20 protein-coding genes are annotated in these 23,922 nt (G+C 65.2%); 10 read left to right on the forward strand and 10 right to left on the reverse strand.

Annotation, left to right across the window (positions count from 1 at the left end; all coding sequences use genetic code 11):
* Positions 1–193: 193 nt before the first annotated feature.
* A complete protein-coding gene (locus FGF80_RS14265) occupies positions 194–1,198 on the reverse strand; it encodes an MBL fold metallo-hydrolase (protein WP_138654753.1) in 1,005 nt (334 codons plus the stop codon).
* Positions 1,199–1,415: 217 nt separating this feature from the next.
* Here FGF80_RS14265 and FGF80_RS14270 point away from each other — a divergent pair, with 217 nt between their 5' ends.
* Positions 1,416–1,937 (forward strand): ArsR family transcriptional regulator, encoded by a 522-nt coding sequence (locus FGF80_RS14270; RefSeq protein WP_138654755.1) that lies wholly within the window; start codon positions 1,416–1,418, stop codon positions 1,935–1,937.
* Positions 1,938–2,039: 102 nt separating this feature from the next.
* Here FGF80_RS14270 and FGF80_RS14275 read toward each other — a convergent pair whose 3' ends face one another.
* The 4 genes from FGF80_RS14275 to FGF80_RS14290 all read right to left on the reverse strand — a co-directional run bounded on the left by FGF80_RS14275 (position 2,040) and on the right by FGF80_RS14290 (position 6,228).
* Positions 2,040–2,525 (reverse strand): DUF6789 family protein, encoded by a 486-nt coding sequence (locus FGF80_RS14275; RefSeq protein WP_006186291.1) that lies wholly within the window; start codon positions 2,523–2,525, stop codon positions 2,040–2,042.
* Between the two features lie 182 nt (positions 2,526–2,707).
* Entirely contained in the window at positions 2,708–4,204 is a 1,497-nt protein-coding gene (gatB, locus tag FGF80_RS14280) for an Asp-tRNA(Asn)/Glu-tRNA(Gln) amidotransferase subunit GatB (protein WP_006186292.1), read from the reverse strand.
* Positions 4,205–4,403: 199 nt separating this feature from the next.
* Complete coding sequence (locus FGF80_RS14285) at positions 4,404–5,801, reverse strand: sodium-dependent transporter (RefSeq protein WP_049908148.1); 1,398 nt, start codon at positions 5,799–5,801, stop codon at positions 4,404–4,406.
* Positions 5,802–6,048: 247 nt separating this feature from the next.
* On the reverse strand, positions 6,049–6,228 hold the full coding sequence (locus tag FGF80_RS14290; protein ID WP_006186294.1) for a hypothetical protein: 180 nt from the start codon (positions 6,226–6,228) through the stop codon (positions 6,049–6,051).
* Positions 6,229–6,350: 122 nt separating this feature from the next.
* Here FGF80_RS14290 and FGF80_RS14295 point away from each other — a divergent pair, with 122 nt between their 5' ends.
* Positions 6,351–7,595 carry a PQQ-binding-like beta-propeller repeat protein gene (locus FGF80_RS14295; protein WP_238705300.1) on the forward strand — a complete coding sequence of 415 codons (1,245 nt, stop codon included), beginning with the start codon at positions 6,351–6,353 and terminating at the stop codon, positions 7,593–7,595.
* 47 nt (positions 7,596–7,642) lie between these two features.
* Here the strand turns inward: FGF80_RS14295 and FGF80_RS14300 are convergent, their stop codons facing one another.
* Positions 7,643–9,715: an AMP-binding protein gene (locus FGF80_RS14300; RefSeq protein WP_138654759.1), complete on the reverse strand. Its 2,073-nt coding sequence runs from the start codon at positions 9,713–9,715 to the stop codon at positions 7,643–7,645.
* Between the two features lie 162 nt (positions 9,716–9,877).
* On the opposite strand from FGF80_RS14300, the gene FGF80_RS14305 reads away from it, so the two are divergent.
* From FGF80_RS14305 to FGF80_RS14330, 6 genes are all read left to right on the forward strand, one after another.
* Positions 9,878–10,570, forward strand: coding sequence for an ATP-binding protein (locus tag FGF80_RS14305; RefSeq protein ID WP_394348243.1), 693 nt, complete (start codon positions 9,878–9,880; stop codon positions 10,568–10,570).
* 153 nt (positions 10,571–10,723) lie between these two features.
* Entirely contained in the window at positions 10,724–11,038 is a 315-nt protein-coding gene (locus FGF80_RS14310) for a DUF7518 family protein (protein WP_006186300.1), read from the forward strand.
* Positions 11,039–11,125: 87 nt separating this feature from the next.
* Complete coding sequence (gene smc, locus FGF80_RS14315) at positions 11,126–14,698, forward strand: chromosome segregation protein SMC (RefSeq protein WP_138654761.1); 3,573 nt, start codon at positions 11,126–11,128, stop codon at positions 14,696–14,698.
* Positions 14,691–15,824 carry a segregation and condensation protein A gene (locus FGF80_RS14320; protein ID WP_175417041.1) on the forward strand — a complete coding sequence of 378 codons (1,134 nt, stop codon included), beginning with the start codon at positions 14,691–14,693 and terminating at the stop codon, positions 15,822–15,824. Before smc ends, FGF80_RS14320 begins: the two co-directional genes overlap by 8 nt.
* A gap of 113 nt (positions 15,825–15,937) precedes the next feature.
* Positions 15,938–16,675, forward strand: coding sequence for an NAD(P)/FAD-dependent oxidoreductase (locus tag FGF80_RS14325; protein WP_138654763.1), 738 nt, complete (start codon positions 15,938–15,940; stop codon positions 16,673–16,675).
* A 222-nt stretch (positions 16,676–16,897) separates the two neighbouring features.
* Positions 16,898–17,092: a hypothetical protein gene (locus tag FGF80_RS14330; RefSeq protein WP_006186304.1), complete on the forward strand. Its 195-nt coding sequence runs from the start codon at positions 16,898–16,900 to the stop codon at positions 17,090–17,092.
* Between the two features lie 18 nt (positions 17,093–17,110).
* Here the strand turns inward: FGF80_RS14330 and FGF80_RS14335 are convergent, their stop codons facing one another.
* Both FGF80_RS14335 and FGF80_RS14340 read right to left on the reverse strand, forming a co-directional pair.
* On the reverse strand, positions 17,111–18,043 hold the full coding sequence (locus FGF80_RS14335) for a Vms1/Ankzf1 family peptidyl-tRNA hydrolase (protein ID WP_006186305.1): 933 nt from the start codon (positions 18,041–18,043) through the stop codon (positions 17,111–17,113).
* Positions 18,044–18,072: 29 nt separating this feature from the next.
* Positions 18,073–18,465, reverse strand: a complete 393-nt coding sequence (locus FGF80_RS14340; protein ID WP_006186307.1) for a DUF5802 family protein — start codon at positions 18,463–18,465, stop codon at positions 18,073–18,075.
* 390 nt (positions 18,466–18,855) lie between these two features.
* Between FGF80_RS14340 and FGF80_RS14345 the strand changes: the two genes are divergently transcribed.
* A complete protein-coding gene (locus FGF80_RS14345) occupies positions 18,856–19,941 on the forward strand; it encodes a hypothetical protein (protein ID WP_138654765.1) in 1,086 nt (361 codons plus the stop codon).
* A 77-nt stretch (positions 19,942–20,018) separates the two neighbouring features.
* The gene (locus tag FGF80_RS14350) at positions 20,019–20,678 is read left to right on the forward strand and encodes an ArsR/SmtB family transcription factor (protein WP_049908149.1); all 660 of its coding nucleotides are present in this window, start codon (positions 20,019–20,021) and stop codon (positions 20,676–20,678) included.
* Between the two features lie 7 nt (positions 20,679–20,685).
* Here the strand turns inward: FGF80_RS14350 and FGF80_RS14355 are convergent, their stop codons facing one another.
* Both FGF80_RS14355 and ppsA read right to left on the reverse strand, forming a co-directional pair.
* Positions 20,686–21,318, reverse strand: a complete 633-nt coding sequence (locus tag FGF80_RS14355; RefSeq protein WP_138654767.1) for a DUF456 domain-containing protein — start codon at positions 21,316–21,318, stop codon at positions 20,686–20,688.
* Positions 21,319–21,499: 181 nt separating this feature from the next.
* Positions 21,500–23,836: a phosphoenolpyruvate synthase gene (gene ppsA / locus FGF80_RS14360; protein ID WP_006186311.1), complete on the reverse strand. Its 2,337-nt coding sequence runs from the start codon at positions 23,834–23,836 to the stop codon at positions 21,500–21,502.
* Between the last annotated feature and the right edge of the window lie 86 nt (positions 23,837–23,922).

A 23,922-nucleotide genomic window follows, 5' to 3' on the forward strand; every position in this document is an offset into this window, starting at 1 on the left:
AATCGCCGCCGTCCCACGGTTCCGTTACCAGTTCTGCCCGATTTGAGACTATTATTATCGTCGTTAGACATTATCTATCACTAAGTTACCGATTCTCACCCACCCCTTTCGATCCTGCCATAATAAAGATGAGGGAAGTTAGCAAGTCACTTGGCAACTATACACGACTGTACTGTTGTCCGTGACTACCCGGTCATCGGCCATCGCTCCCGCCGCGATGGGTACGGACTGATGGGACGACATCCTCGAGATCGATCGCCCCGTCCCGGAGCCGGTACTCGCCGTCTTCGTACGCGAGACACCCCTCGTGGCGGAGGTGATCGAGATGTGCGAACGCCTCTCCGGGGCCGTGGACGATGTGAATGCCCTCGAGGTCACCAAACAGGTGGGTGCTGACCGTCCAGGCATCGGCCGGTCCGTTCGCCGACAGGAACTCGAGGACGGTTTCGGTTCGCTCGCGGTGGTGCTCGAGGATCGTCAGTGCGCGATCGGTCGGCTCCGAGATCGAATCGCGGTGGCCGGGCCAGACTCGCTCGTAGTCGCGGTCGGCGAGTCGCGTGAGGGCAGCCCTATACTTCTCGAGGGGATGGTCGACCCGGACGTCCGCCCCGCCGACGTTCGGCGTGTACACCGGGAGGACCGCGTCGCCGACGAACGCCTCGTCACCGCCGTCGAGTTCGAAACAGCACAGGCCGGCCGCGTGGCCTGGTGTGTGAATCGTCTCGAGGGTACGTCCGCCAACCGTGAGCACATCGCCGTCCGCGATCGGCGTCGGATCGACCGGCTGGCCCTCTATCTCCGCCGCCTCGAGAAAAGCGAGGAATTCCGCTCGTGCGTCCTCGGGCACGCCCCACTCCTCGAGTCGGTCCCGGCGGCGGTCCTCGACCGCCGCGACCGCGGCGGATTGCTGGGCGACCAGCGGAGCGTCGGCTTCGTGGACGTAGACCGTCGCGTCGCTTTCGGCCTGGATCTCGCCGGCCAGTCCGGCGTGGTCGGCGTGGAAGTGCGTAAGCACGATGTCGTCGACATCCGCGATGTCGTAGCCGCGCTCGGCGAGACCGTCACGGAGGTCCCGACGAACGGGATCGGTTGCGAGTCCGGTATCCACGAGTGCGAGTGCGTCCGCGTCGTCGTCGGCGAGCACGTAGGCGTTGTTTCGACCCTCGAACTCCTCGTTGCCGAGCGAAATGCGGTCCATGTCGGCTACCGACATGCTTCCTGCTAATAATTCGCGCGGTCGCGGAACGCGGCTTCCCACGACGGAGGTGCCGACCCTTGGCCCGCCACCGTGCGGGCACCGCTCGCTCCGTCATTCGAGCCCCACCGATCCCAGTTAGCGCGCTCCCGAGACCGGGACGTGTCTCTCGAGTCGTCCTCGCCGATACTTATGAGACCGCGTCTCGAATACAGATCGTATGGGAACTCCGCCGTCCACAGCCGAGACGTTCGAGTGTCCCTCCTGTGGCAACCTCGGCTTCGGTCAGGGCGAGATCGTCTGTTGCGATCGGCCGATGGAGCGGGCGACCGACACGGCTGTCGGCGTCAGCCAGCCGGAACTCGACGAAGTGATGCGGTCGGTCTTCGGGATGTCCGAAACCGAACTGGACATCTGTCTCTGCGTCATGGAGGGTGGCGAACAGACCGTTTCGGAACTGGCCGAGCAGGTCGAGTACGATCGGAGCGTCGTCTCCCGCCATCTCAATCACCTCGCCGATCTCGGTGTGGTCGATAAACACCGCCGACTCCTCACGGAGGGCGGTCAGGTCTACATTTACGCACCCACGGACCCGGACGCCGTGCGACACACGCTCGCGGGAGCGTTCGTAATGTGGGCTCGAGAGGCCCTCTCGCTCATCGATTCGCTGAGTCGCGAAAAGACCGAAGCGATGGTCGACCGCGAAACACAGGACGCACAGTGGCGCATCTATCAGGAGTAACACCGCGGCGCTCCGCTCTCACCGGAGCGGGGTTATAGGAGCCACCGGCAGTCACTGCACGCCTGACCGCATGACGGCAGTGCGGTCGGTGTGTGAATCGTTTCAGTGCCCACTATCGGTTCCGCCCTCGAGCACGCCGTAGACGCCGCCGAGCACGAGACCGTACACGGCGTGCCAGAGCAGCGACGGCGGCGCGAAGTTGGGGAACGGCGGCGACGCGGGGGAGCCGACCGCACTGAGCCAGACGGGCATGAGGAGTCCGGCCAGCGCGACCCAGATCACGACGCCCCAGACGAGACCGAGGCCGACGACTTTCCCCATCGACTCGAACCCCAGCACGCCGGCGAGTCCGGCGAAGGCGAGCCCCAACACTGCGCCGTGAAAGACGTGAACTGCCATCCCCACGGGGACAGTCGCCGGGGGTGCCAGGAAGTACAACGACGGAATCGCTACGGCGATCACCGCATCGTTCATACCGAGCATCAGCGCCCCCATGACGATTCCGCCCGCTATGCCACCGCCGACGCCCGCCTTCCAGTTGCTTCTGTGTGAAATCGTTCGAACACCACGACCGGTTTCAGTGGCCATACCGAACGGAGGACCCGCGTTTTCATAGGCGTGCTGAGGGTGTGGGATATGGACCCACGTTCGCGAAACAGTTATAAACCCAGCCGTCTCGAGCCGCTCAGAGCGTCGAGTATGGGCCCACCGCGTCGATTCTCGTCGGGCTTTCCGATCGGTGTCGCGGTCGATGGAGTCGGATTCGGGGTTCAGCCCTCGAGTTCGCGCCGCAGAAGCTGATTGACATCGCCGGGGTCGGCGCTGCCGCCGGTCTTTTGCATGACCTGACCGACGAGGAAGTTGATCGCGCCGTCGTCGCCGCTCTCGTAGTCGCCGACGGCGTCGGGGTTCTCGTCGATCGCTTCGACGACGGCCTGCTTGACCTCGTCCTCGCCGGTCTTCCCCAGCCCGTCCTCTTTGACGACCTCGTCCGGCATCCGACCGTCGTCGAGCATCGATCGCAGGACCGTCTCGCGGGCGTTCTTCGCCGTAATCTCGTCGTCGGCGACGAGTTCGACGAGCCGTTTGATCTCCTCGAGTCGCCCCTCGATCGCGGTGATCTCGATGTCGCGATAGTTGAGTTCGCCCAGCAGGTTGTCCGCGACCCACGTGGCGGCGAGGTCGGGATCGAACTCGCCGGCGACGTCCTCGTAGAAGTCCGCGACCTGTTTCGTCGAGGTGAGCTTCGAGGCGGCCTCCTCGCTGAGACCGTATTCCGCCTGGAACCGTTCGCGGCGGGCCGCGGGGAGTTCCGGAATCGCGATCTCGTCTTTCCAGCCCGAGACGCGCAGCGGCGGCAGGTCGGCCTCCTCGAAGTACCGGTAATCCTTCTCCTCCTCTTTCGACCGCATCGAGACCGTGATCCCGCGGGATTCGTCCCAGTGGCGGGTTTCCTGCTCGACCGCGCGCCCACGTTGAATGGCGTTTTTCTGGCGGGTTTCCTCGTAGGCCAGTGCTTTCTCCGCGCCCTTGTGACTCGAGATGTTCTTGACCTCCGTCCGGTTCGCGGCCTCGAGCGCGTCCATCCCGATCGCGTCGGTGTCGTCGCCGTCGATCTCGTTTTCGGGGATGATCGAGAGGTTGGCGTCGATCCGCAGGCTGCCGTCGCGCTCGGCATCGAAGACGCCCAGGTACTCCAAGACCTCCTCGAGTTCGGCGAGGAACGCCCGTACTTCGCTCGGACTGCGGAAGTCGGGTGCCGTGACGATCTCCATCAGGGGCGTGCCGGCACGATTGTAGTCGACGAGGGTGTACTCCGCCGAATCGATACCGCCACCGCCGCCGACGTGCTGGAGGCTACCCGGATCTTCCTCGAGATGGGCCCGTTCGATCGCGACGGTGCGTCGCTCGCCCTCGACGGCGATCTCGAGCGTGCCGTCCTGACAGATCGGCTCGTCGTACTGGGTGATCTGGAAGTTTTTGGGCAGATCGGGGTAGTAGTAGTTCTTCCGGTGGAAGCGGGTCTCTTCGGGAATGTCGGCGTCGATCGCCTTCCCGATCTTGACGGCGGCCTCGACGGCTCCCTCGTTTACCACCGGGAGCGCCCCGGGAAGGCCGAGACAGACCGGACAGACGTTGTCGTTCGGTTCGTCGCTTGGCTCGGTCGAACAGCCACAGAAAATCTTCGTGTCGGTCTCCAGCTGGACGTGGACCTCGAGGCCGATGACGGTCACGAGGTCGCCCTGCTGGGCGGTCTGGGCAGTCATTGCAGCCCGATTCGGGCTGGGTGGGGTAAAACGTAACGGGACGGAGCCGCCGGTCGCAGTCGAACGGTCGCTGCCCACGGTAGAGAGCAACGGTTGAGGACCCGCCCGCGCGGCCGTCGGACGACGGTCTGCGACGACGAGGGACCGGGAGTCCGAAGTACCACGGAGGGGGTGTTTCAGGTACAGCCCCGTGAGTTCGTCACCCGTCGGTCCTGGCTGCGACCGCCAGTCGACAGCCGACGGTGGCGACGACGGCAACGACCGCTCGGCCGGCGGCTCCCAGTGATACGCCGGCAAGTGACACGAGCGTGTTCGTCAGCATGAACAGGACGACGACGGGCAACACCCAACTAACCGTCAGCAGCCACGGCTCGGCCAACACGGCGAACCGATCGGTGCCAGCGCGAAACTCCGCAAGTGCCGCCGCGCGGAGCAGCCACCCGACGATCGCGACGAACGCGAAGAGACCGACGGTTAACAGCAGATCCGCGAGCGTACCGGAGACGAACTCGAAGATCGGACCCACGAGCGCCAGCCCGCTCCCGGTCACCGCGAGCAGGAGTGAGACCAGCAGCGTTGCCCTGCGCCGCGGGACGTCGAAACAGTCGATAAGCGTCGCAACCAGCGTTTCGAGCAGATTAATCCCGCTGGTCACCGCAGCCATCAGGACGGTGGCGAAGAAGGCGGTCGCGACGACGGTTCCCCCCGGCAGCGACGCGAACGCCGGCGCGAGCGAGACGAACAGCGCACCCGGACCGCCGTGACCGGGATCGATACCCTGGGAGAACAACAACGGGATGACGACCAGTCCGGCGAGAACGCCGATGAACATATTCGAGAACGCGATGACGAGCGTGTTCCGTGGGAGCGAGACGTCCTCGTCGAGATAGGAGGCGTAGGTCAGCATCGCTCCGGTCCCCAGCGAGAGGGTAAACAGCGCTTGGCCCGCTGCCGGTCCGAGAACGCTCGAGAAGTTGGCAACGAGGTAGTCGGCGTCGAAGCTGAGGTAGAACGCGTAGCCGGCGGCGGTGTTCGGCTGTGTCGCCGTCCACACCGCGAGACCGCTCAGGAATAGCACGACCGCAGGAAGCATTACTTTCGAGGCGCGTTCGATGCCGCGGCTTACGCCGAAGAAGACGATCGCGGCAACGACACCGAGAAAGAGCAGGTGAAAGACAACGGCCTGAAGGCCGTAACTGATCGTTCCGAAGAACTGCTGTGGCTGACCGAAATACGCTCCGGTCGGCGAGGCCAGCATGTAGCGGAGGATCCACCCGCCGACCACCGAGTAAAACGAGAGGATCACAAGTGCCGTGATGACGTTGAACGTGCCGAGGGCCGACCCCCAGCGGGAGGCGATAAGCGAGCGAAACGTTCCGATCGGGGTCTGGCGGCCGCGGCGGCCGAGGACGAACTCGGCGAGCAGTCCCGGAACGCCGACGCCGACGACGATGAGCGAGTAGACGAAGAGGAACGCGCTGCCACCATTGCCGGCGGTCAACCACGGGAACCGCCAGATGTTCCCGAGACCGGCTGCACTGCCGATCGAGGCAAGAACGAACCCCACGTTCGATACCCACGAGTCGCGAGTGGACATTTATGTACAAGACTGGTCACTAACGTTGGGATAAGTCAGTGTTGATTCGGCCGTCCGTTCTCCTCGAGACGTTATCAGTTGCCCGCCAAACCGTCCCGGTGTATTTCGAAACAGTCGTATCGGACTATTGTCCCTTGTTGCGTTCGAACGCGCCCGCTGCCGGCTGGCGACGACGCGGCAGTCGACGCGTTCGCGGCCGCCCCGAGAGCGGCGGCGACACCGCAGCGGAGGACGACTGATCCCGCCCTTATCTGGCGTTCTCGAGTCGCTCTAACGCGTCGGGATTATCGATGCTGCTCATGTCGCCCAGATCCTCGCCGGTGTAGGTCGCCTGGACGGCCCGGCGGATGATCTTGCCCGACTGGGTCTTGGGGAACTCGTCGACGAACAGTACCTCTCGCGGGCGGAACGGTTTCCTGAGCCCCATTATGCCAGCGATATCACGCCCTATTTTATATACTGCAACTATAAATTCTCCCCAACCCACACAAGACATTTATAAATGTAAAAATACGGTAGCTTATGCAAAGACGGTCAGTACTCCAAACGATGGGCCGGACCAGCGTTGTCGCAGGCGTGACGGTATGTGGCTGTCTGAGTTCCGCCACCGATACCGAGTATCGGTGGAAATACGAGGTGGGCGGCAACATAGATGCCGTCTCCCAGAACACGGTATTCGTCCGAGAGCGCTCCGAGACGGAGTCACCCGACGATGGCGGATTCTTCAGTTTGAGCAACTCGAGCCCGTCGGCAAACGGACAGGTCGTTGCGCTCGATGCCGAGACCGGCGACCCCCAGTGGACGTACGGCGAAACGGGCGAAATGGCCGGCTACACGGAACTGACGGTCACGGATGATGTCTACTTCAGTTACTGCGGCGATGACAACTGTCATAGACTGTTCGCACTCGAGAGGGACGGTGACACGCGCTGGGAGAACGAGACGGGCGGTTCCTGGAATCGTCCAGTCGTCGCCGACGGCGTCGTCTACAGCGCTAACGATACTGGAACCGTGTGGGCGTTCGACGCAGACACTGGTGACGAACGCTGGACACGTCGAGTTCGCGGCCCCGACGGTGGCGGGGGGAGTTCCGGATCCATCATCGCAGTTGCCGATGCCGTCTACGTCGCAATCGACGCCGGGGTCGTCGCACTCGAGCGGGGCGACGGGAGTACGCGCTGGCGATACGATATCGATACCGAACGGCCGATTCTCGACACTGAGGTCGCAGACGGCGTCGCGTACATCGTGACGACCGATCGGGTCGTTGCGGCCGCGGACGGCGATCGGCTGTGGCACCGGCAGTTCGAGGCGGTCGATATCGGTATCGAGACGACGATCACAGGTCTCGCGACAGACCGACTGTTCGTGTTCGCCGAAACCGAGGGGGCCGCGTTCCGTCTGTTCGCGTTCGATACCGCGACCGGCGAGCGAGACCGGGTCTCGGAACCGCTCGAGCATCCGAGCCAGGAGCACGATCCACAGGCGACCCTCCGCGACGGGACGGTCTATCTCGGATCAAATCAACTCCATGCCCTCGACGCGGTGACCGGGAACGAACGCTGGGAGGTAACGATCGACGCCGGTCCGATTCAGTCAGTGACAACAATCAGCGCGGAGACCGCGGAAGACGATGCCGTGTTCGTCCACGCCGACGGGAGCCGACTGGTCGGGTTCACCTCGGACGGCGAGCGAACGTGGACGGGTGCTGTCGACGGACGAATCCGGAACTATCTGGTGGACGAATCCGTGTTCGTGTCGACGGACGAAGCGGTTTACTCGCTGCGCCGATAGATCGCGCCCGCCTCGAGATGGTCACGAATCCATACGATCCGCGCTGACTACCGCGCGTCCTCGAGTTCCGCGAGCGCGTCGGGATTCTCGATGCTGCTCATGTCGCCCAGATCCTCGCCGGTGTAGGTCGCCTGGATGGCCCGGCGGATGATCTTGCCCGACTGGGTTTTGGGGAACTCGTCGACGAACAGCACCTCTCGCGGGCGGAACGGCTTGCCCAGTTCCTCGCCGACCTGTGCGCGCAGGTCCTCGCGGAGGTCGTCGGTCTCCTCGGAGCCGTCCTCGAGAACGACGTAGGCGACGACGGCGGTGCCGGTGGTGTCGTCGGGTGCGCCGATGGCGGCGGCCTGGGTGACGGCTTCGTGGTCGATGAGCGCACCCTCGACCTCGGCGGGGCCGACCTTGCGGCCGGCGACGTTGAGGGCGTCGTCGGCGCGGCCGTGGAGGAACCAGAAGCCGTCGTCGTCCGTCTGGGCCCAGTCGCCGTGGTCCCACAGGTCGTCGAACGTCGACCAGTACTCCTCGAGATAGCGGTCGTCGCCCGACCACAGGGATTTGGTCATGGAGGGACAGGAGTCGCGGGCGACGAGATAGCCGCGTTCGGTGTCCGCTTTGACGGAGTTGCCCTCGCGGTCGACGATGTCGATATCCATGCCGAGGCCGGGGCCGCCGAGCGTACAGGGTTTCAGCGGCTGGATGGGAAGGGGCATCAGGAAACAGCCACAGATCTCGGTGCCGCCGGAGATGTTGATGATCGGGGCCTCGCCGTTGCCCACGTTCTCGTGGAACCAGTGCCAGGACTCGGGGTCCCAGGGCTCGCCCGTCGAGCCCAGAACGCGCAGCGAGGAGAGATCGTGGCCCTCGAGCCAGTCGTCGCCGTGTTTGCGTAATGCGCGGATCGCGGTCGGCGAGATGCCGAACTGGGTGAGCTTGTGGCGGTCGATCATGGACCAGAAGCGATCCGGCTCGGGGTAGTCGGGCGCGCCCTCGTACATGAAGACGGTGCCGCCGAACGTGTGGGTCCCGATCACCGTCCACGGCCCCATCATCCAGCCGATGTCCGACACCCAGAAGAACCGATCCGACGGCTTGAGGTCCATCCCGAAGTGGACCTCCTTGGCGGGCTGAACGAGTGCGCCGGCGTGGGTGTGGACGATCCCCTTCGGCTTGCCGGTGGTGCCCGACGAGTACAGCAGCATCGACTCCTGGTCCGAGGCCAGGGATTTCGTCTCGTACTCGTCGTCGGCCGCCCCGACGGCATCGGCCCACCATTCGTCGCGGTCGTCGGTCCACGGAATCTCGTGTTCGTTCGTCCGCTCGCGGGACCCGCCGGGTCCCGATCGCCTCTCCGAGACGCTTCGCGCCCCGCTGCTCGAGCCGAGCCGGTCGAAGACGATCGTGTGTTCGACGTGGCCGGCCGCCGTGATGGCCTCGTCGGCCGCGGACTTGAGGAAGACCGGATCGCCGCGGCGGTAGAAGCCGTCGCCGGTAAAGAGTACGGTCGGCTCCGCGTCCGCGATCCGGGTAGCGGCCGCGTCTACCCCGAAGCCGGAGAAGATCGGGACCGCGATCGCGCCGACCTTGAAACAGCCGTAGAGGATCGAGACGACTTCCGGGACCATCGGCATGTAGAGGCCGACGGTGTCGCCCGTGCCGACGCCGCGCTCCTCGAGCGCGTTCGCGACTCGATTCGACTGGCGGTGGAGTTCGTGGTACGTTATTTCCCGAACATCGCCGTGTTCTCCCTCCCAGATCGTGGCGACCGTGTTTCGGCGCTCCGCGTCGACGGCCGCGTGGCGGTCGACGACGTTGTGGGCGATGTTGAGTTCGCCGCCGGGGTACCAGTCGGTGAACTGCGGCCCCTCGCTGTCGTCCCGGACCTCGTCGTAGGCCTCGTCGAACTCGATCCCGAGGTAATCCACCAGTTCGTCCCAGAACCAGTCCACGCCGCTGTCGGGTTCGTCCTCGAGGTCGGTCGTCGTCCGTGCGATGAGTTCCTCGTAGTCGTCGATCCCGTACTCCTGCATGAACTGCCAGACGTTGGTCGATTCGACGAACTCCTGGCCGGGCTCGTGGGCGATCTCGTCGATGTCCGCGAGACTGGGGCTAGTTCCGGGCATTGATACCCGGAGGTACGAGACAGACCATCATCAAACAACAGGTCGCCCCTCCAACGCGGGGAGCGATCCCCGTTGGACACCGCTGCTGACCGTTCCGAGTGACCGAGACACGACCCGCGAGCGCCGGATGGCTTTTTCGCGTTCGACGGCTATCGGACGGCTATGAGTACTCGAGCGGACGCGGACGACGAGACATTCTGGGAGGATGCCGACGACGTTGCGCTCCACCGGTATCGAACGCTCGTCAACGCGATCGACGACGGGCTCTACCAGCTCGATGCCGATGGGCGGTTCGTCGCCGTCAACGACGTCATCGTTGAGACGACCGGATATACACGCGACGACCTCCTCGGCGAACGCGTCTCGCTCGTGCTCGCCGATGCCGATGTCCGCCGGACGAAACGCGAACTCGAGTCGGTTCTCGAGAGCGTGGTGGCTGACCTCCGTCTCCGGATCGACGAGGCCAACGCCGACATCGAAATCGCGGCCCTCCCCCGCGTCGAGGGCGACGCGAGCCAGTTGCGACAGGTGTTTCAGAGCCTGCTTTCGAACGCCATCGAGTACACCGACGGTGAGCCACCGCGGATTTCCGTCGATGCCGAACGCCGAGGGTCGGAGTGGCTGATTTCGGTCCACGACGAGGGCATCGGGATCGAGTCCGACGATCAGGACCGCGTGTTCGAGGTCTTTCAGCGCCTCCACAGCCGGGAAAACTACTCGGGGATCGGAATCGGCCTCGCGCTTTGGCAGCGGATCATCGAACGTCACGGCGGCGAAATCCGGGTCGACTCGGAGCCGGGAGTTGGGTCGACGTTTTCGCTGACGCTACCGTCGGTGGCGACCGACTCGCGGTGATGCTACTCCGACGGCCCGGCCGTGTGACCCCGTTCAGGAATTCCGACCCCGCGGCGGTCTCGAGCGAACTGCATACCGCGCCGGCCCACTATAATAATATATCTAACACTAGTCTGACGTACGTTTATGTGTCCAGACCGACCCCTAGGGGATATGTCGAACAATCGCGTCGAGCAGCTCGAATCGACGGTTGCGGAACTCGAGTCGACGGTAGAGGGCCTGACGGACGAACTCATCGAGGCGAAGGAGCGAATCCGCGTGCTCGAGGCGGAGCTCGATACCGAGACGCCGACACGCGTCCCCGAACGTCGGGCCGAGGAGACGGGAACGACGACGGTCGACGAGGACGACACTCCGGAGGCCGAACCCGACGAAGTCGCCGAAGCGGCGGCCGATGCCGAAGACGAGGACGACACCGTCGGCGATGAAGCGGAAGACTCAGGTAGCGACGACATCATCGTTGCGTAACTGCTGCCGACGCCGTGTGCGGGGAACCGCGGCGTGGGTACCACCGTCGACCGACGGCTGGTGGCTATACGGAGGTCTCGCAACAAGATGTATATCAAGGCGATCGTTCTCGACGATTTCAAGAGCTTCGGCCGAAAGACGAAGATCCCGTTCTACGAGGATTTCACCGTCGTAACGGGTCCGAACGGCTCCGGGAAGTCCAATATTATCGACGCCGTCCTCTTCGCGCTCGGGCTGGCTCGGACCCGTGGGATTCGTGCCGAGAAACTGACCGACCTCATCTACAACCCCGGCCACGAGGGTGCCGACACCTCGAGCGGCCCCCGCGAGGCGACCGTCGAGGTGATCCTCGACAATTCCGAAGGGACCCTCGAACGCTCGCAGGTCGTCAACGCCGCGGGGAGCGACGACGTCGGCGACGTCGACGAGATTCGCATCCGTCGCCGGGTCAAGGAGACCGAGGACAATTACTACTCCTACTACTATCTGAACGACCGGTCGGTCAACCTCTCGGACATTCAGGACCTGTTAGCACAGGCCGGGATCACGCCGGAAGGGTACAACGTCGTCATGCAGGGCGACGTTACCGAGATCATCAACATGACGCCCCACGCCCGCCGGGAGATCATCGACGAAATCGCGGGCGTCGCGGAGTTCGACGCGAAAAAGGAAGACGCCTTCGAGGAACTCGAGACGGTCCAGGAACGGATCGACGAGGCCGAACTCCGCATCGAGGAGAAACGCGACCGGCTCGAGCAGCTCGCGGACGAACGCCGGGACGCAATGCGCTACCGCCGGCTGCGACGCGAGAAAGAGGAGTACGAGAGCTACAAGAAGGCCAGCGAACTCGAGGAGAAACGCACCGAACTCGAGGCCGTCGAGGACGAGGTCGACGACCTCGAAGACGAACTCGCGGACTTCCAGCGCGAACTCGACGAGCGTGAGGGCAAAGTCGTCCGCCTGCAGGAGGATCTCGAGGATTTGAACGCCGAGATCGAGCGCAAGGGCGAGGACGAACAGCTCCGGATCAAAAGCGAAATCGAGGAGCTCAAAGGCGACATTTCCCGGCTCGAGGACAGGATCGAGGCCAGCGAGGGGCAGATCGAGGACGCCGAGGCCGAGCGCCGCGAGGCGTTCGTCCAGATCGACCGCAAGCAGGAGACGATCGACGACCTCGAAGACGAGATGCGCGAGCACAAACTCGAGAAAGCCTCGATCAAAAGCGAGATTCAAGACCGGGAGCAAGAGCGCGCCGACCTCGAAGCCGAAATCGAGGCCGTCGACACCGAGTTCGACGAACTCAAGGCGGCCCTCGCGGAGCGCAAAGACGAATTAGAGGAGGCCAAGACCGAGCGAAACGACCTCCAGCGCGAACAGGATCGCCTCCTTGACGAGGCCCGCCGCCGCTCGAACGCGATCAGCGAGAAAGAGACGACGATCGAGGACAGGCGAGAGAAAATCCCCGAAATAGAGAGCCAGCGAGGCGACCTCGAGCGGGAACTCGAGAAGGCCGAACGGAACCGCGAGAACATCACCGATGTCGTCGACGACCTGAAAACCGAGAAGCGCCGGTTGCAGTCCGACATCGACGATCTCGACGACGAGATTCAGGCGAAACAACAGGAGTACGCCGAACTCGAGGCCAACGCCGGCGAGAGCGGTGACTCCTCGTTCGGTCGCGCGGTGACGACGATCCTCAATGCGGGACTCGACGGCGTGCACGGTGCGGTCGCGCAACTGGGGACCGTCCCCGGCGAGTACGCGACCGCCTGTGAGACCGCCGCGGGCGGCCGGCTGGCGAACGTCGTCGTCGACGACGACATCATCGGCCAGCAGTGTATCGATCACCTCAAGTCCCGAAACGCGGGCCGGGCGACGTTCCTCCCGCTGACGGACATGAGCCAGCGCCGGCTGCCGAACGCGCCGAGCGATCCGGGCGTGGTCGGCTTCGCGTACAACCTCGTCGACTTCGACAGCGAGTACGCCGGGGTCTTCTCCTACGTGCTCGGGGACACCTTGGTCGTCGAGGACATCGAAACCGCCCGCTCGTACATGGGCGACTACCGGATGGTCACCCTCGACGGCGACCTCGTGGAGAAAAGCGGCGCGATGACCGGCGGTTCCGGCGGCGGTTCGCGGTACTCCTTTACCGGCGGCGGCGAGGGCCAACTCGAGCGCGTCGCCAAACAGATCACGGAGCTGCAGGAGGAACGCGAGTCCCTCCGCGAGGACCTGCGCGGCGTCGAGGAGCGGCTCGACGACGCCCGCGACCGCAAGAACGACGCGGCCGACGAGGTTCGCTCGATCGAGGCCGAACTGGCGGGACTCGACGACGAGCGCGAGGCCATCGAGGCCGAGATCGAGGACCTAGCGGACGACCTCGACGACCTCCGCGATGAACGAGAGTCCGTCGACGAGCGGATGAACGAGATTTCAGCGGAGATCGACGCCAAGACGGCGACGGTCGAGGAACTCGAGGCCGAAATCGACGACCTCGAGACGGAACTCGCGGACTCGAAGATCCCAGAACTCACCGACCAGATCGAGGCGCTGACGGCCGAGATCGACGAGCGCGAGGATCGGATTCAGGAACTCGACGCCGAACTCAACGAGTTGAGCCTCGAGGCGGAGTACGCGGCGGACGCCATCGAGGATCTCCACGACGACATCGAGGCCGCCCAGAACCGCAAGGCCGACCACGAGGAGCGAATCGCGGAATACGAGGCGAAGATCGAGGACAAGCGCGAGACGCTCGAGGACAAGCACGAGGCCGTTGCGGAGTTGGAAGAGGAGCTCACCGAGTTGAAAGCGGAACGAAGCGATCTCAAGGCGGAACTCGCCGATGCGCGGACGAAGCGCGACCAGCAACAGGATCGCGTCAACGCCATCGAAAGCAAACTCGAGGACGCACGCGAACGTGCGGGCAACCTCGAGTGGGAGATCGAAGCCCTCGAATCGGAGGTCGGCGACTACGATCCCGAAGACGTCCCTGACCACGAGACCGTCCTCGACATGATCGACTACCTGCAGACGGACATGGCGTCGATGGAGCCGGTCAACATGCTCGCGATCGACGAGTACGACGAGGTCCGCAGCGATCTCGACGATCTCGAGGCGGGGCGGGAGACGTTGGTCGAGGAGGCCGACGGTATCCGAGACCGGATCGAGCAGTACGAAACCCAGAAGAAGCAGACGTTCATGGACGCCTACGACGCGATCGCCGCCCACTTCACCGAGATTTTCGAGAAGCTCTCGGAGGGGACCGGCTCGCTGCACTTGGAGAACGAGGCCGACCCGTTCGACGGCGGGCTGACGATGAAGGCACAGCCGGGTGACAAGCCGATTCAGCGCCTGGACGCGATGTCCGGCGGGGAGAAATCGCTGACCGCGCTGGCGTTCATCTTCGCGATCCAGCGGCACAATCCGGCCCCGTTCTACGCGCTGGACGAGATCGACGCCTTCCTCGACGCCGTCAATGCCGAGCGGGTCGGCGAGATGGTCGAGGAACTGGCCGGGGACGCCCAGTTCGTCGTCGTCTCCCACCGCTCGGCGATGCTCGATCGCTCCGAACGGGCGATCGGCGTGACGATGCAACAGGACAACGTGAGCGCGGTGACCGGGATCGATCTGAGTAGTGGGGAGGTACCGGCTGATGACTAGCGAGGGCTCCGAGGAGCCGACGGCGACGATGGAGGCCGCCGAAAACGCGAGCGAGGAGCAACGTGATCCGCGGGGAAGCAAGCCACGGCCCGGTGAGAGCGAACTGCGACCCGACGGCGGCGACGACATCCCCCTCGATATCACCGGTCACGACGATCGCGAGCGGCCGAGCGAGTCGCCGCCGGGGTCCGTTCTCGAGTCGCCGGCGGACGCGAGCGCGGGCGGCGACGAGGAGCGGGCAGGCGGGTCCGCCGATTCGGTGCTCGAGTTCACGGAGGGAGACACGGCCGGGGGCGACGACGGTGCCGAGAACGAGGACGCAGTCGAACCCGTCGAACTGCTCGTGCAACTCGCGAAGGACGGCGAGATCGATCCGTGGGACATCGACATCGTCGACGTTACGGACACGTTTCTCGCGGCGATCGAGGACGCCGACCTCCGAACGTCCGGGCGCGCACTGTTCTACGCGAGCGTCCTCCTGCGGATGAAAAGCGACGAGTTGTTCGCGACCGACGACCCGGACGAGGACGACCTCCCGCCCTGGGAAGCGCCCTTCGCCGATGACGGGCCGGTAGACGCGGCGGGTGACGACCGGGCGCACCCGCCCGGGTTCGATCCCATCGAGACCCTCGAGAACGAAATGGAACGCCGCCTCGAGCGCAAGCACGCCCGGGGGAAGCCCGAAACCCTGGACGAACTGGTCCGCGAACTCCGCAGCGCCGAACGCGACACGTGGTGGAAGGAGTCCCGGAGCTACGATACGAGCGACTCGCCGAAGGGGTACGACCGGGGTGTGCAGGAACTGCACTACCACTCCGGCGACGACTTCCGGGTCGACGACGAACCGACCAGCGACGACGTCACGCACACGACCCACGAGGAGGACATCGAAGCGGTCATCGACGACGTCGAAACCGAACTCGAGGCCCACTACGAGAACGGGCGCGATGAGGTGCTGTACGCCGAGATCGACGCGGTCGGCGGCTCCCGTGTGATGACCTACCTCGCGCTGCTCTTTCTGGCCCATCGCGGCCGAGTCACCCTCGAGCAGGACGAACTGTTCGGCGACCTCTGGGTCAGAGACGACACGGTGGCGTCGGACGCGGGCGAAGCGGTCACCGGCTGAGGGGCCGTTTCGATCGTCGTCGCCCGATTCGGCCGCCGATACGAGCCGCGCCGTTCCATCGGCCGATGGGGCGAACGGCAACCTTCTATACTCGAGGCCGTCAACCGGGAGCCATGCGAGATGTCTGCATCGTCGGCGGGGGCGTCGCCGGTCTCACCGCATCGATTTTCACCGCACGCGGGGGATTGGATACCCTCGTCGTCGACGGCGGGGAGTCCATCCTCGCGCGCAACGCCAGCCTCGAGAACTTCCCCGGCTTCCCGGACGGGGTCGACGCCCGCCGGCACCTCCGGCTGACCCGCGAGCAGGCACAAGCGGCGGGTGCCGAATTCGAACTCGGACGCGTGACCCGCGCCGAGTCGGTCACCGAAGGGGCGCTCGAGGAGGGGTTCGTCCTCGAGACGGAGGGCGGCGAGCCCCTCGAAGCGCGTCGTGTCATCGCTGCCTCGTGGCCGACCAGCGACTACCTCGAACCGCTGGACGTGGGTCGGATGCAGCGGGGTAGCAAACACTTCGTGAGCGTCGACGAGGGTGGCCGGACGGCCGTCGACGGCGTCTACGCTGCGGGTCGGATCGCGGACGAACCCCACCAGGCGGTCGTCGCGGCCGGCCACGGGGCGAAAGCCGCCCTCGCGCTCCTCTACGACGCCGATGTGCCCTTCTATCAGGACTGGGTCGTCCCGGAGGGGTATTTCACCGGCCGCGACCGCGAGGTCCCGCCGGGATGCGAGGAGATCGACGACGAGGAACGACGGCGACGCGACGAGCGAGCCCGGGAGACGATGTGCGAGGCGTTCGGCGAACCGCTCGACGAGGAACCGACGATGCATCCGAGCGTCGACCGGGACTGATCGCGCGACCCACACCGCGCTCCGCTCGGACAGTCGCGTTCGCGACGATCGGCGAGGTGGCGAACCGGGTCACCGAGGCGGATCACCGGTCACGAACCCGGCGGTAATCGAAACTCGGGCCGGTTGCAGCCGTTCCCCGGAGCGAGTCAGATCCGGTTTCGCTCCGACCCGTACTGTGCAACGGACGATGCTATTATACATAGTGCAGTGGTATCAACCGTCATGGATGGCGTCCTGAACGAGGCGACGGACAAGCTTCACAAGTACGAATCCGGCCAGTCGGACTTTCAGACCACCTGTGGCGCGACTTCGCACGTCTCACACGATCATCTCCGGCTGGTTCCCGTCGAACAGACCGCTACCGACGGCGACGTGAACCGGTGCGGCCGCTGTTTTACCGACGGCGACAGTTACTGACGATCGATCGGGAGCGGCTCACAACACCCGTAGCTCCGTCGTCCAGAACGAGTGAACGGCGTCCTCGAGCGCCGGCTCCGGATCGCCGGTCGCGTCGACGGCGGCCGTCGCGGCCGGTTCGAGCCCCGCTTCCGCAGCGAGCGCGTCGACGATGCCGCGCTGGCCGACCATATAAAGCGGCGTGTCGGCGGCCTCACCGCCGGGTTCGTACGCGGCGAGGGCCTCCGCACACCGCTCGAGGTGATCGTCGATCTGCCCGTCCCGAATCCGTTCGAAGCGGGCCTGGGAGAACCCGCCCTTGGAGTGGTTCCCCTTGACATCGCTCTCGAAGCCGCGGTAGTCGACACGCTCGTCGCCCTCGTAGACGCCGAGGGCGAACAGATCGGTCCGGACGAGTGCGACCGCGTGGCGACCGGTCGGCAAGAACCACTCGCGCTCGAGGGCGAATCGGTCTCGCCAGGTCGCATCGAGCTCGGGGACGACCGGCGGCTCGAGGGTCACGGCGAGCAGGCCGGCGTCGTCGACGCAGCACAGGCAGGGGCCGCCGTCGTCGACGAGGGCGAGTCGCTCGCCGAGGACGGGTTCCAGTTCCGCTCGGACGGGCTCCGCGACCCCGTCGTCATCCACGCCGACGGTCAACGCACCTTCCGGTCCCGTTCGAAACGACGTGAGGCGGTCGAACACTGCCTCGAGACGGGTCCCTCGGAGTTGGTCGCGGTGCCTGACGGACGGCCCGCTCTCCGCCTCGTCGACCCGTTCGAGTTCGCCCTCGAGCTGGGCGATCCGATCCTCGAGTCGATTGAGGCGCTCCTCGGCGTTCTGCCTCGCGGTGGCGGCCTCGGCCCGGCGGTCGGACTCGGCCTCGTAGCGTTTCCGTAACCGCTCGTTTTCGTCCTCGAGTTCGTCGATTCGGTCCCTGAGCGATGCACGGCCAAGCAACTCGTCGAGCATCCGGCCGAACACGGGAAGCGAGCGTACTTCTAGGTTCCGGCGTTTCGCAGGTCGTCGGCCGAGCCGCCGTCACCCGATGCCTGCCAGCCGCCGGCGAGTTCGAGCAACTGCCGGGCCCGGTCTCGGCGGGCGAGAAACACCTCCCGAAGCGACGGGGGGTTTCGAACGTCGGTTTCCTCGAGCATCGATTCGGGCACCGCGAGCGTGTTTGTCGGGACGTCAGCCGCCCCGTGGACCGGGAAGTGTCGGGTCTCGAACTTCATCACGAGCGGCGTATCGAGGCGCTCGAGTCCGTCGCCGGTCGCGTACACTTCCTCGTTGATCCGCTCGTGTTGCTCACTGTGCATGAGTGCGTGCTCCCCGTCGGTGGGGGTCACGTAGAGACGTCCGAGATAATAACTTCGGGAAAACACCTCGAACATGCTAACTAATACCATGGGCTCAACAGACATAACTGTTTGCGAATACGTTTAAACAGTCGCGCTATCAGACCGTTCTCTCGGTTCTCGAGACGGGCCGGAATGGCCAGTCCTCGGCGTCGAGCTATCGGACGGTCGCCCCCGGACTGGCCGGGTTTCGTTCCCCACGTGTCGTAGCTCGTGATTGATCCGTTCTCGGGCGAGTGAAACGGTCCGAACGGTGAGCAACGGCCGGGCAGACGCGGCCGGCAGCGTTGGCCCTCATCGAGCGACAATGACGCGAGTTCCTGCCGCCTTGAACGCTCAAATCACCTCTCGGCGACGTACCGATCCGAGTAAACGGTCCGAACGAAGGTCCGTCTTTTTACTATGTACCGGCCAACGATAGAGCCGATGACAACCACTCGGTCGGTCGCCCTCCTCGCGGCCGTCGTCGTCGGATTCACGGCCGCGCCGCTTGCAAGCGCCGCAGCCGTGGGTTCGTTGACGGGGAGCCACGCTCTCCACGCCGACCACTCCGGGACGGCATCGACGAACGCATCCGTCGGAACGCTGCTGCAGGCGACCGCGGCTGAGACGAAGGAAACGGTCGAGACCGGGATGTTCGAAGCGGCGTACGAAACCGCGGACAACGAGAGCCGGGCAGCCATCGTCGGCGACCGGACGACCGAACTCGAATCGCAACTGCGGTCGCTCGAGGCCGAACGCGCCGAGCTCCGGGAGCAGCGCGCGGGGCTTTCACGCGGCGCTTATCGATCCAGACTGGCGAGATTAACCGTCGAAATCGCCAGCCTCGAGCGCTCGATCGAGCGAACAAACACTACCGTCGCCGACGGCAGTATCGACGAAAGCGATCTCGCGGAGCTTCGGGAGAACGCGACACGGCTCCGAGAAAACGCCTCCGCGGAGGCCGGGCCGGACGTCGCGGCGGTCGCTCGCGGGCTGTCCGACTCCGACGGGGCCCCCGGTGTCGGAGCGGGACCGCCGGACGACCGTGGACCACCCGCCGACAAGGGAGCCTCAAGCAGTGATCGGACGCCCGGTAACGGAGCAGGCACCCCTACCGAAGCCGCAACCGGTGAGGGGACGGAGCCCGGCTCCCCACACGGTGACGATGTCCCCGGAAAGAGCGGGGATACAGGGGCCGGCTCGGAGAACGGCGAATCGAACGGAGACGGAACCGCAAACCGCGCGACAGGGGATGACGGAACCGGCCCCGGAAACGCTGCGCCGGGATCGAACGGGGACGACAACGGAAACGTCGGGTCGAGCGGAGACGGCGCTGGGTCCCAAGGCAGCGACTCAGCCGGAGCCGATACCGGGTCCGGGAACGGCCACTCCGCTGGCAACGACGACGGGGGATCGACGGGACCGTCGTCCGCCGGGTCCGGCCCACAGGGCGGCGATCGGACGGCCGGTTCCGGCGGTGGGACGGGCGGCGCTAGCGGGGGGACCGATACCGGCCGTGGGTCGCGGTAACGGCCCCGCCGAATCGGGTCTCCCGACAGTACGGTGAGCAGACACGCTTTTCAGCGGCGATCACTAACCCTCTCTCGATGGACTCCGCCGCGTTGTTGGATTTACTTGGGAACGAAAACCGAAGACGAATCCTTCGGTTGCTCGCCCGCAAACCTTGTTACGTGACCGAAATTTCGGAATACCTCGGCGTGAGTCCCAAGGCGGTTATCGAGCACCTCCGAAAACTCGAGGAAGCGGGACTGATCGAAAGCCGCGTCGACGACCAGCGGCGAAAGTACTTCCATATCGCTCGGAACGTCCGTCTCGAGGTGACCGTCTCACCCTATGGCTTCGCGAGCAAGAGCGCCTATCCGGCGAACAACAGCTTCGATATCACCACCTGCCGACACCTCTCGCTCGATGTCGCCTGGGACGACGCCGACGACCTCGACGACCTGCTCGTCGCTCTGGAGGACCTCGAGCGACTCGAGAACGAACTCTCCTTGGCCCAGCGCTGGGTCCAGGGGCGGCTCTGTGACGTACTCGATGACATCTCCGAATCCATCGGTGCCGGTCCGGAAAGCCGGATCTACGCCGACCTGCTCGCGAGCATCCGTGCCAAACCGAAATCGGTCGACGAACTGAGCGACGATATCGACGCTCCCCGCGAAGTCGTCGCCGAATTGCTCGAGGTAATGGCCGATAACGGGGTCGTGCGTCGGACCGAACGGGGCTGGGAACTGACGACGAACGGCTGAGGGCGGTTCAATCGATATCCTGCGAGAGTCCGGCGCGGAGATCGCGACCGAAGTAGTAGCCGACGACGGACGCGAGGAGGCCGACCGTCGCGCCGACGGCGACCAGCGTCTGTCCGGAGCCGATGGCGGCGATGACGGCGTTGCTGAGGATCGCCGCGATGCCGCCGACCGAGACGCCGGCAACCCCCATCTCGAGGTAGCGCCGCTTCGACGCGAGGAGCCCGACCGCGAAGGCGGCGGTAAACATCCCGATCGGACGGCCGGCGAACGGCAGCGCGGTCGCGCCGGCCAGCAAGCCGGCGCTGAGCACGCCCACGAGCGCGATGTATTCCTTCGGCGAGAAGTACCGCCCGAGCGAGAGCCGTGCGGTAAGCGGGGCGAGCCACGAGCGCGATGAGCCGCTCTCGGACCCATCGGCCGGATCGTCGTCGGCGGGCGTACCGGTCGGTCCGCGATCGAAATCGGCGTGGGTATCCAGGGGATCGGCGTCGACGGACGGCGCTGACGCGCCGGCGGACTCGGGCGGTGCGTCGCCGGCGTCGGTGCCCGCGTCCGAGAGCAAGCGGTCCGTTTCCTCTAAAAGGTCGTCGGTAGCGGGAGGGTCTCGGCTCTCGGTGACCTCGTCCGAACGGTCGCTCATACGTCAATCGACGCGTGCCCACATCATGGGCCTTTCCCCACGCGGCCCAGGAGTGAACCGTCGGTCGCCGCTCCAGGGAGTCTCCAACGCGAGGCGACGGCGGGACCCGTCGGAGCGGGACGGCACCCACTGCTCGAGGCGGTCGATGGACGGCGGAGAAAACGCAACCGGTTGGAGTTGCTTATCTGACGGAATCGAGCAGGAGTTTCTGTTCGACGCGTTTGACCTCGTGTTGGACGTCGCGGACGGCGTCGATGTTCGCCGAAATGGAGCTAATGCCCTCGTTGACGAGGAACCGAACCATTTCGGGCTTGGAGCCGGCCTGCCCGCAGATACTCGTCTCGACGTCGTGTTCGCGGCAGGTCTCGATGACGTCACCGATCAGGCGCAGGACGGCCGGATGGAGTTCGTCGAAGCGGTCGGCGACGTGTTCGTTGTTGCGGTCGACCGCGAGCGTGTACTGGGTCAGGTCGTTGGTCCCGAAGGAGGCGAAGTCGATGCCCGCCTCGGCCATCTCCTCGACCGACAGCGCGGATGCGGGCGTCTCGATCATCGCCCCCCACTTTCGCTTCTCGGGATCGATGCCGGCCTCCTTCATGCAGCTTTTGGCCCGATAGATGTCCTCGGCGTCGTTGACCAGCGGGAACATGATCTCGACGTTGTCGTAGCCCATCTCGTAGAGCCGGTGGAACGCCTCGAGTTCATGGGCGAAGACGTCCGTCCGGTCGAGCGACCGTCGAATGCCGCGATAGCCGAGCATCGGGTTGTGCTCTTCGGGTTCGTCCTCGCCGCCCTCGAGCTGTCGGAACTCGTCGCTCGGGGCGTCGAGGGTGCGGACGCGGACGGGGCGCGGGTAGAACTCGTCTGCGACGCCGCGAATGCCGTCGACGAGCTCCGAGATGTAGTCGTCGACGCCGTTCTCGGCGATGAACTTCTCGGGCGTCTGGTTCAGCGAGAGGATCATGTGTTCGGTCCGCAGCAGGCCGACGCCGTCGGCACCGGTCGCGGCCGCACGTTCGGCTGCCTCCGGGATCGAGACGTTGACCTTGACCTCGGTGGCGGTCATCGGCTTGACCGGCGACTGCGGACGGACCTCCTCGACGGGTTCGGTCTCCTCTTCGGGTTCGACGGCCGAGCCCTCGAGTACGGAGCCTTTGTCGCCGTCGAGAGTGACGACCTGGCCGTCCTCCAGAACCGTCGTCGCGTTGGTCGTCCCGACGATGGCCGGGACGCCGAGTTCGCGGGAAACGATGGCGGCGTGGCTGGTCATGCCGCCCTCGTCGGTGATGATCCCCGACGCCCGTTTCATCGCGGGTACCATATCGGGCATCGTCATCTCGGTGACGATGATGTCGCCCTCGCCGACCTTGGCCAGATCGTCGAGTTTGGTGACGATTTTCGCGGGGCCGCTGACCGTCCCCGGGCTCGAGCCGAGGCCGTCGACGATGACCTCGCCGGAGCTACCCGCGTCGGCGGTGCCGGCGCTGCTGGTGCTCTCGGCGGCCTGGACGCTCCCGCTGCCGTCGGTCAGGCCCTTCGTGGGGTCGACGCTGCCGGTCGCGGCGTCGCTGCCGTCCTCGTCGATCGTCGTGATCGGTCGAGACTGGAGCATGTAGACGTCGCCCCCGACGATGGCCCATTCGACGTCTTGGGGCTCGTCGTAGTGGTCCTCGACGCGCTCACCGAGGTCCATGAGGGAGTCGATCTCGTCGTCGGAGATGACCCGCTGGGTGCGCTTGTCCTCGGAAACCTCGCGCTCGACGGTCCGACCGGTCGCCTCGTCTTTCTCGTGTTTGACTTTCTTCTCGGCGACGGTCACGTCCATCGAGCGGTCCGTGCGGTCGATAACGTAGTTGTCCGGCGAGACCGCGCCGGAAACGACGGCTTCGCCCAGGCCCCACGCGGCCTCGATGATCATCGTCGGGTCGCCCGTCGAGGGGTGGCTCGTGAACATCACGCCCGATTTCTCGGCGTCGACCATCTGCTGGACGACGACCGCGATGTTTACCGCGGAGTGATCGAAGCCCTGTTCCTGGCGGTAGTAGATCGCCCGCTGGGTGAACAGCGAGGCCCAGCACTCCCGAACGCGGTCGAGCAAGTCCTCTTCGGTGACGTTGAGGAACGTTTCTTGCTGGCCCGCGAAGGAGGCGTCGGGCAGGTCCTCGGCCGTCGCCGACGACCGAACCGCGACGAACGCCTCGCCGTCGCCGACCTCGCCGTAGCTCTCGAGGATCTCGTCGCGTAACTCGTCGGGGAAAGGGGTCTCGAGGATGAGTTCCTGTGCGCGATCGGCGGCGTCGGCCAGCGCACTGGAGTCGTCGACGTCGATGTCGACGGCCGCGAACAGTTCCTCGTCGATTTCGGCTTCTTCGATAAACGATCGGTAGGTCCCGGCGGTTACGACGAATCCCGGTGGAACGGGCAGCCCCGCGCCCGTCAACTCACCGAGGGAGGCACCTTTACCGCCGACCTGCTCGAGGTCGCCGGCACTGATCTCGTCCAGCCAGAGTACAGCCATCTCTAGAGAGTCCCTCAGTGGAACGAATAAAGAAGGTTGCGAACGGGCGCTCCCAGCCGAAACTCGGACCTGAGTAAATCACGCGC

It is taken from the genome of Natrinema pallidum (assembly GCF_005890195.1).
Lineage (GTDB): Archaea > Halobacteriota > Halobacteria > Halobacteriales > Natrialbaceae > Natrinema > Natrinema pallidum.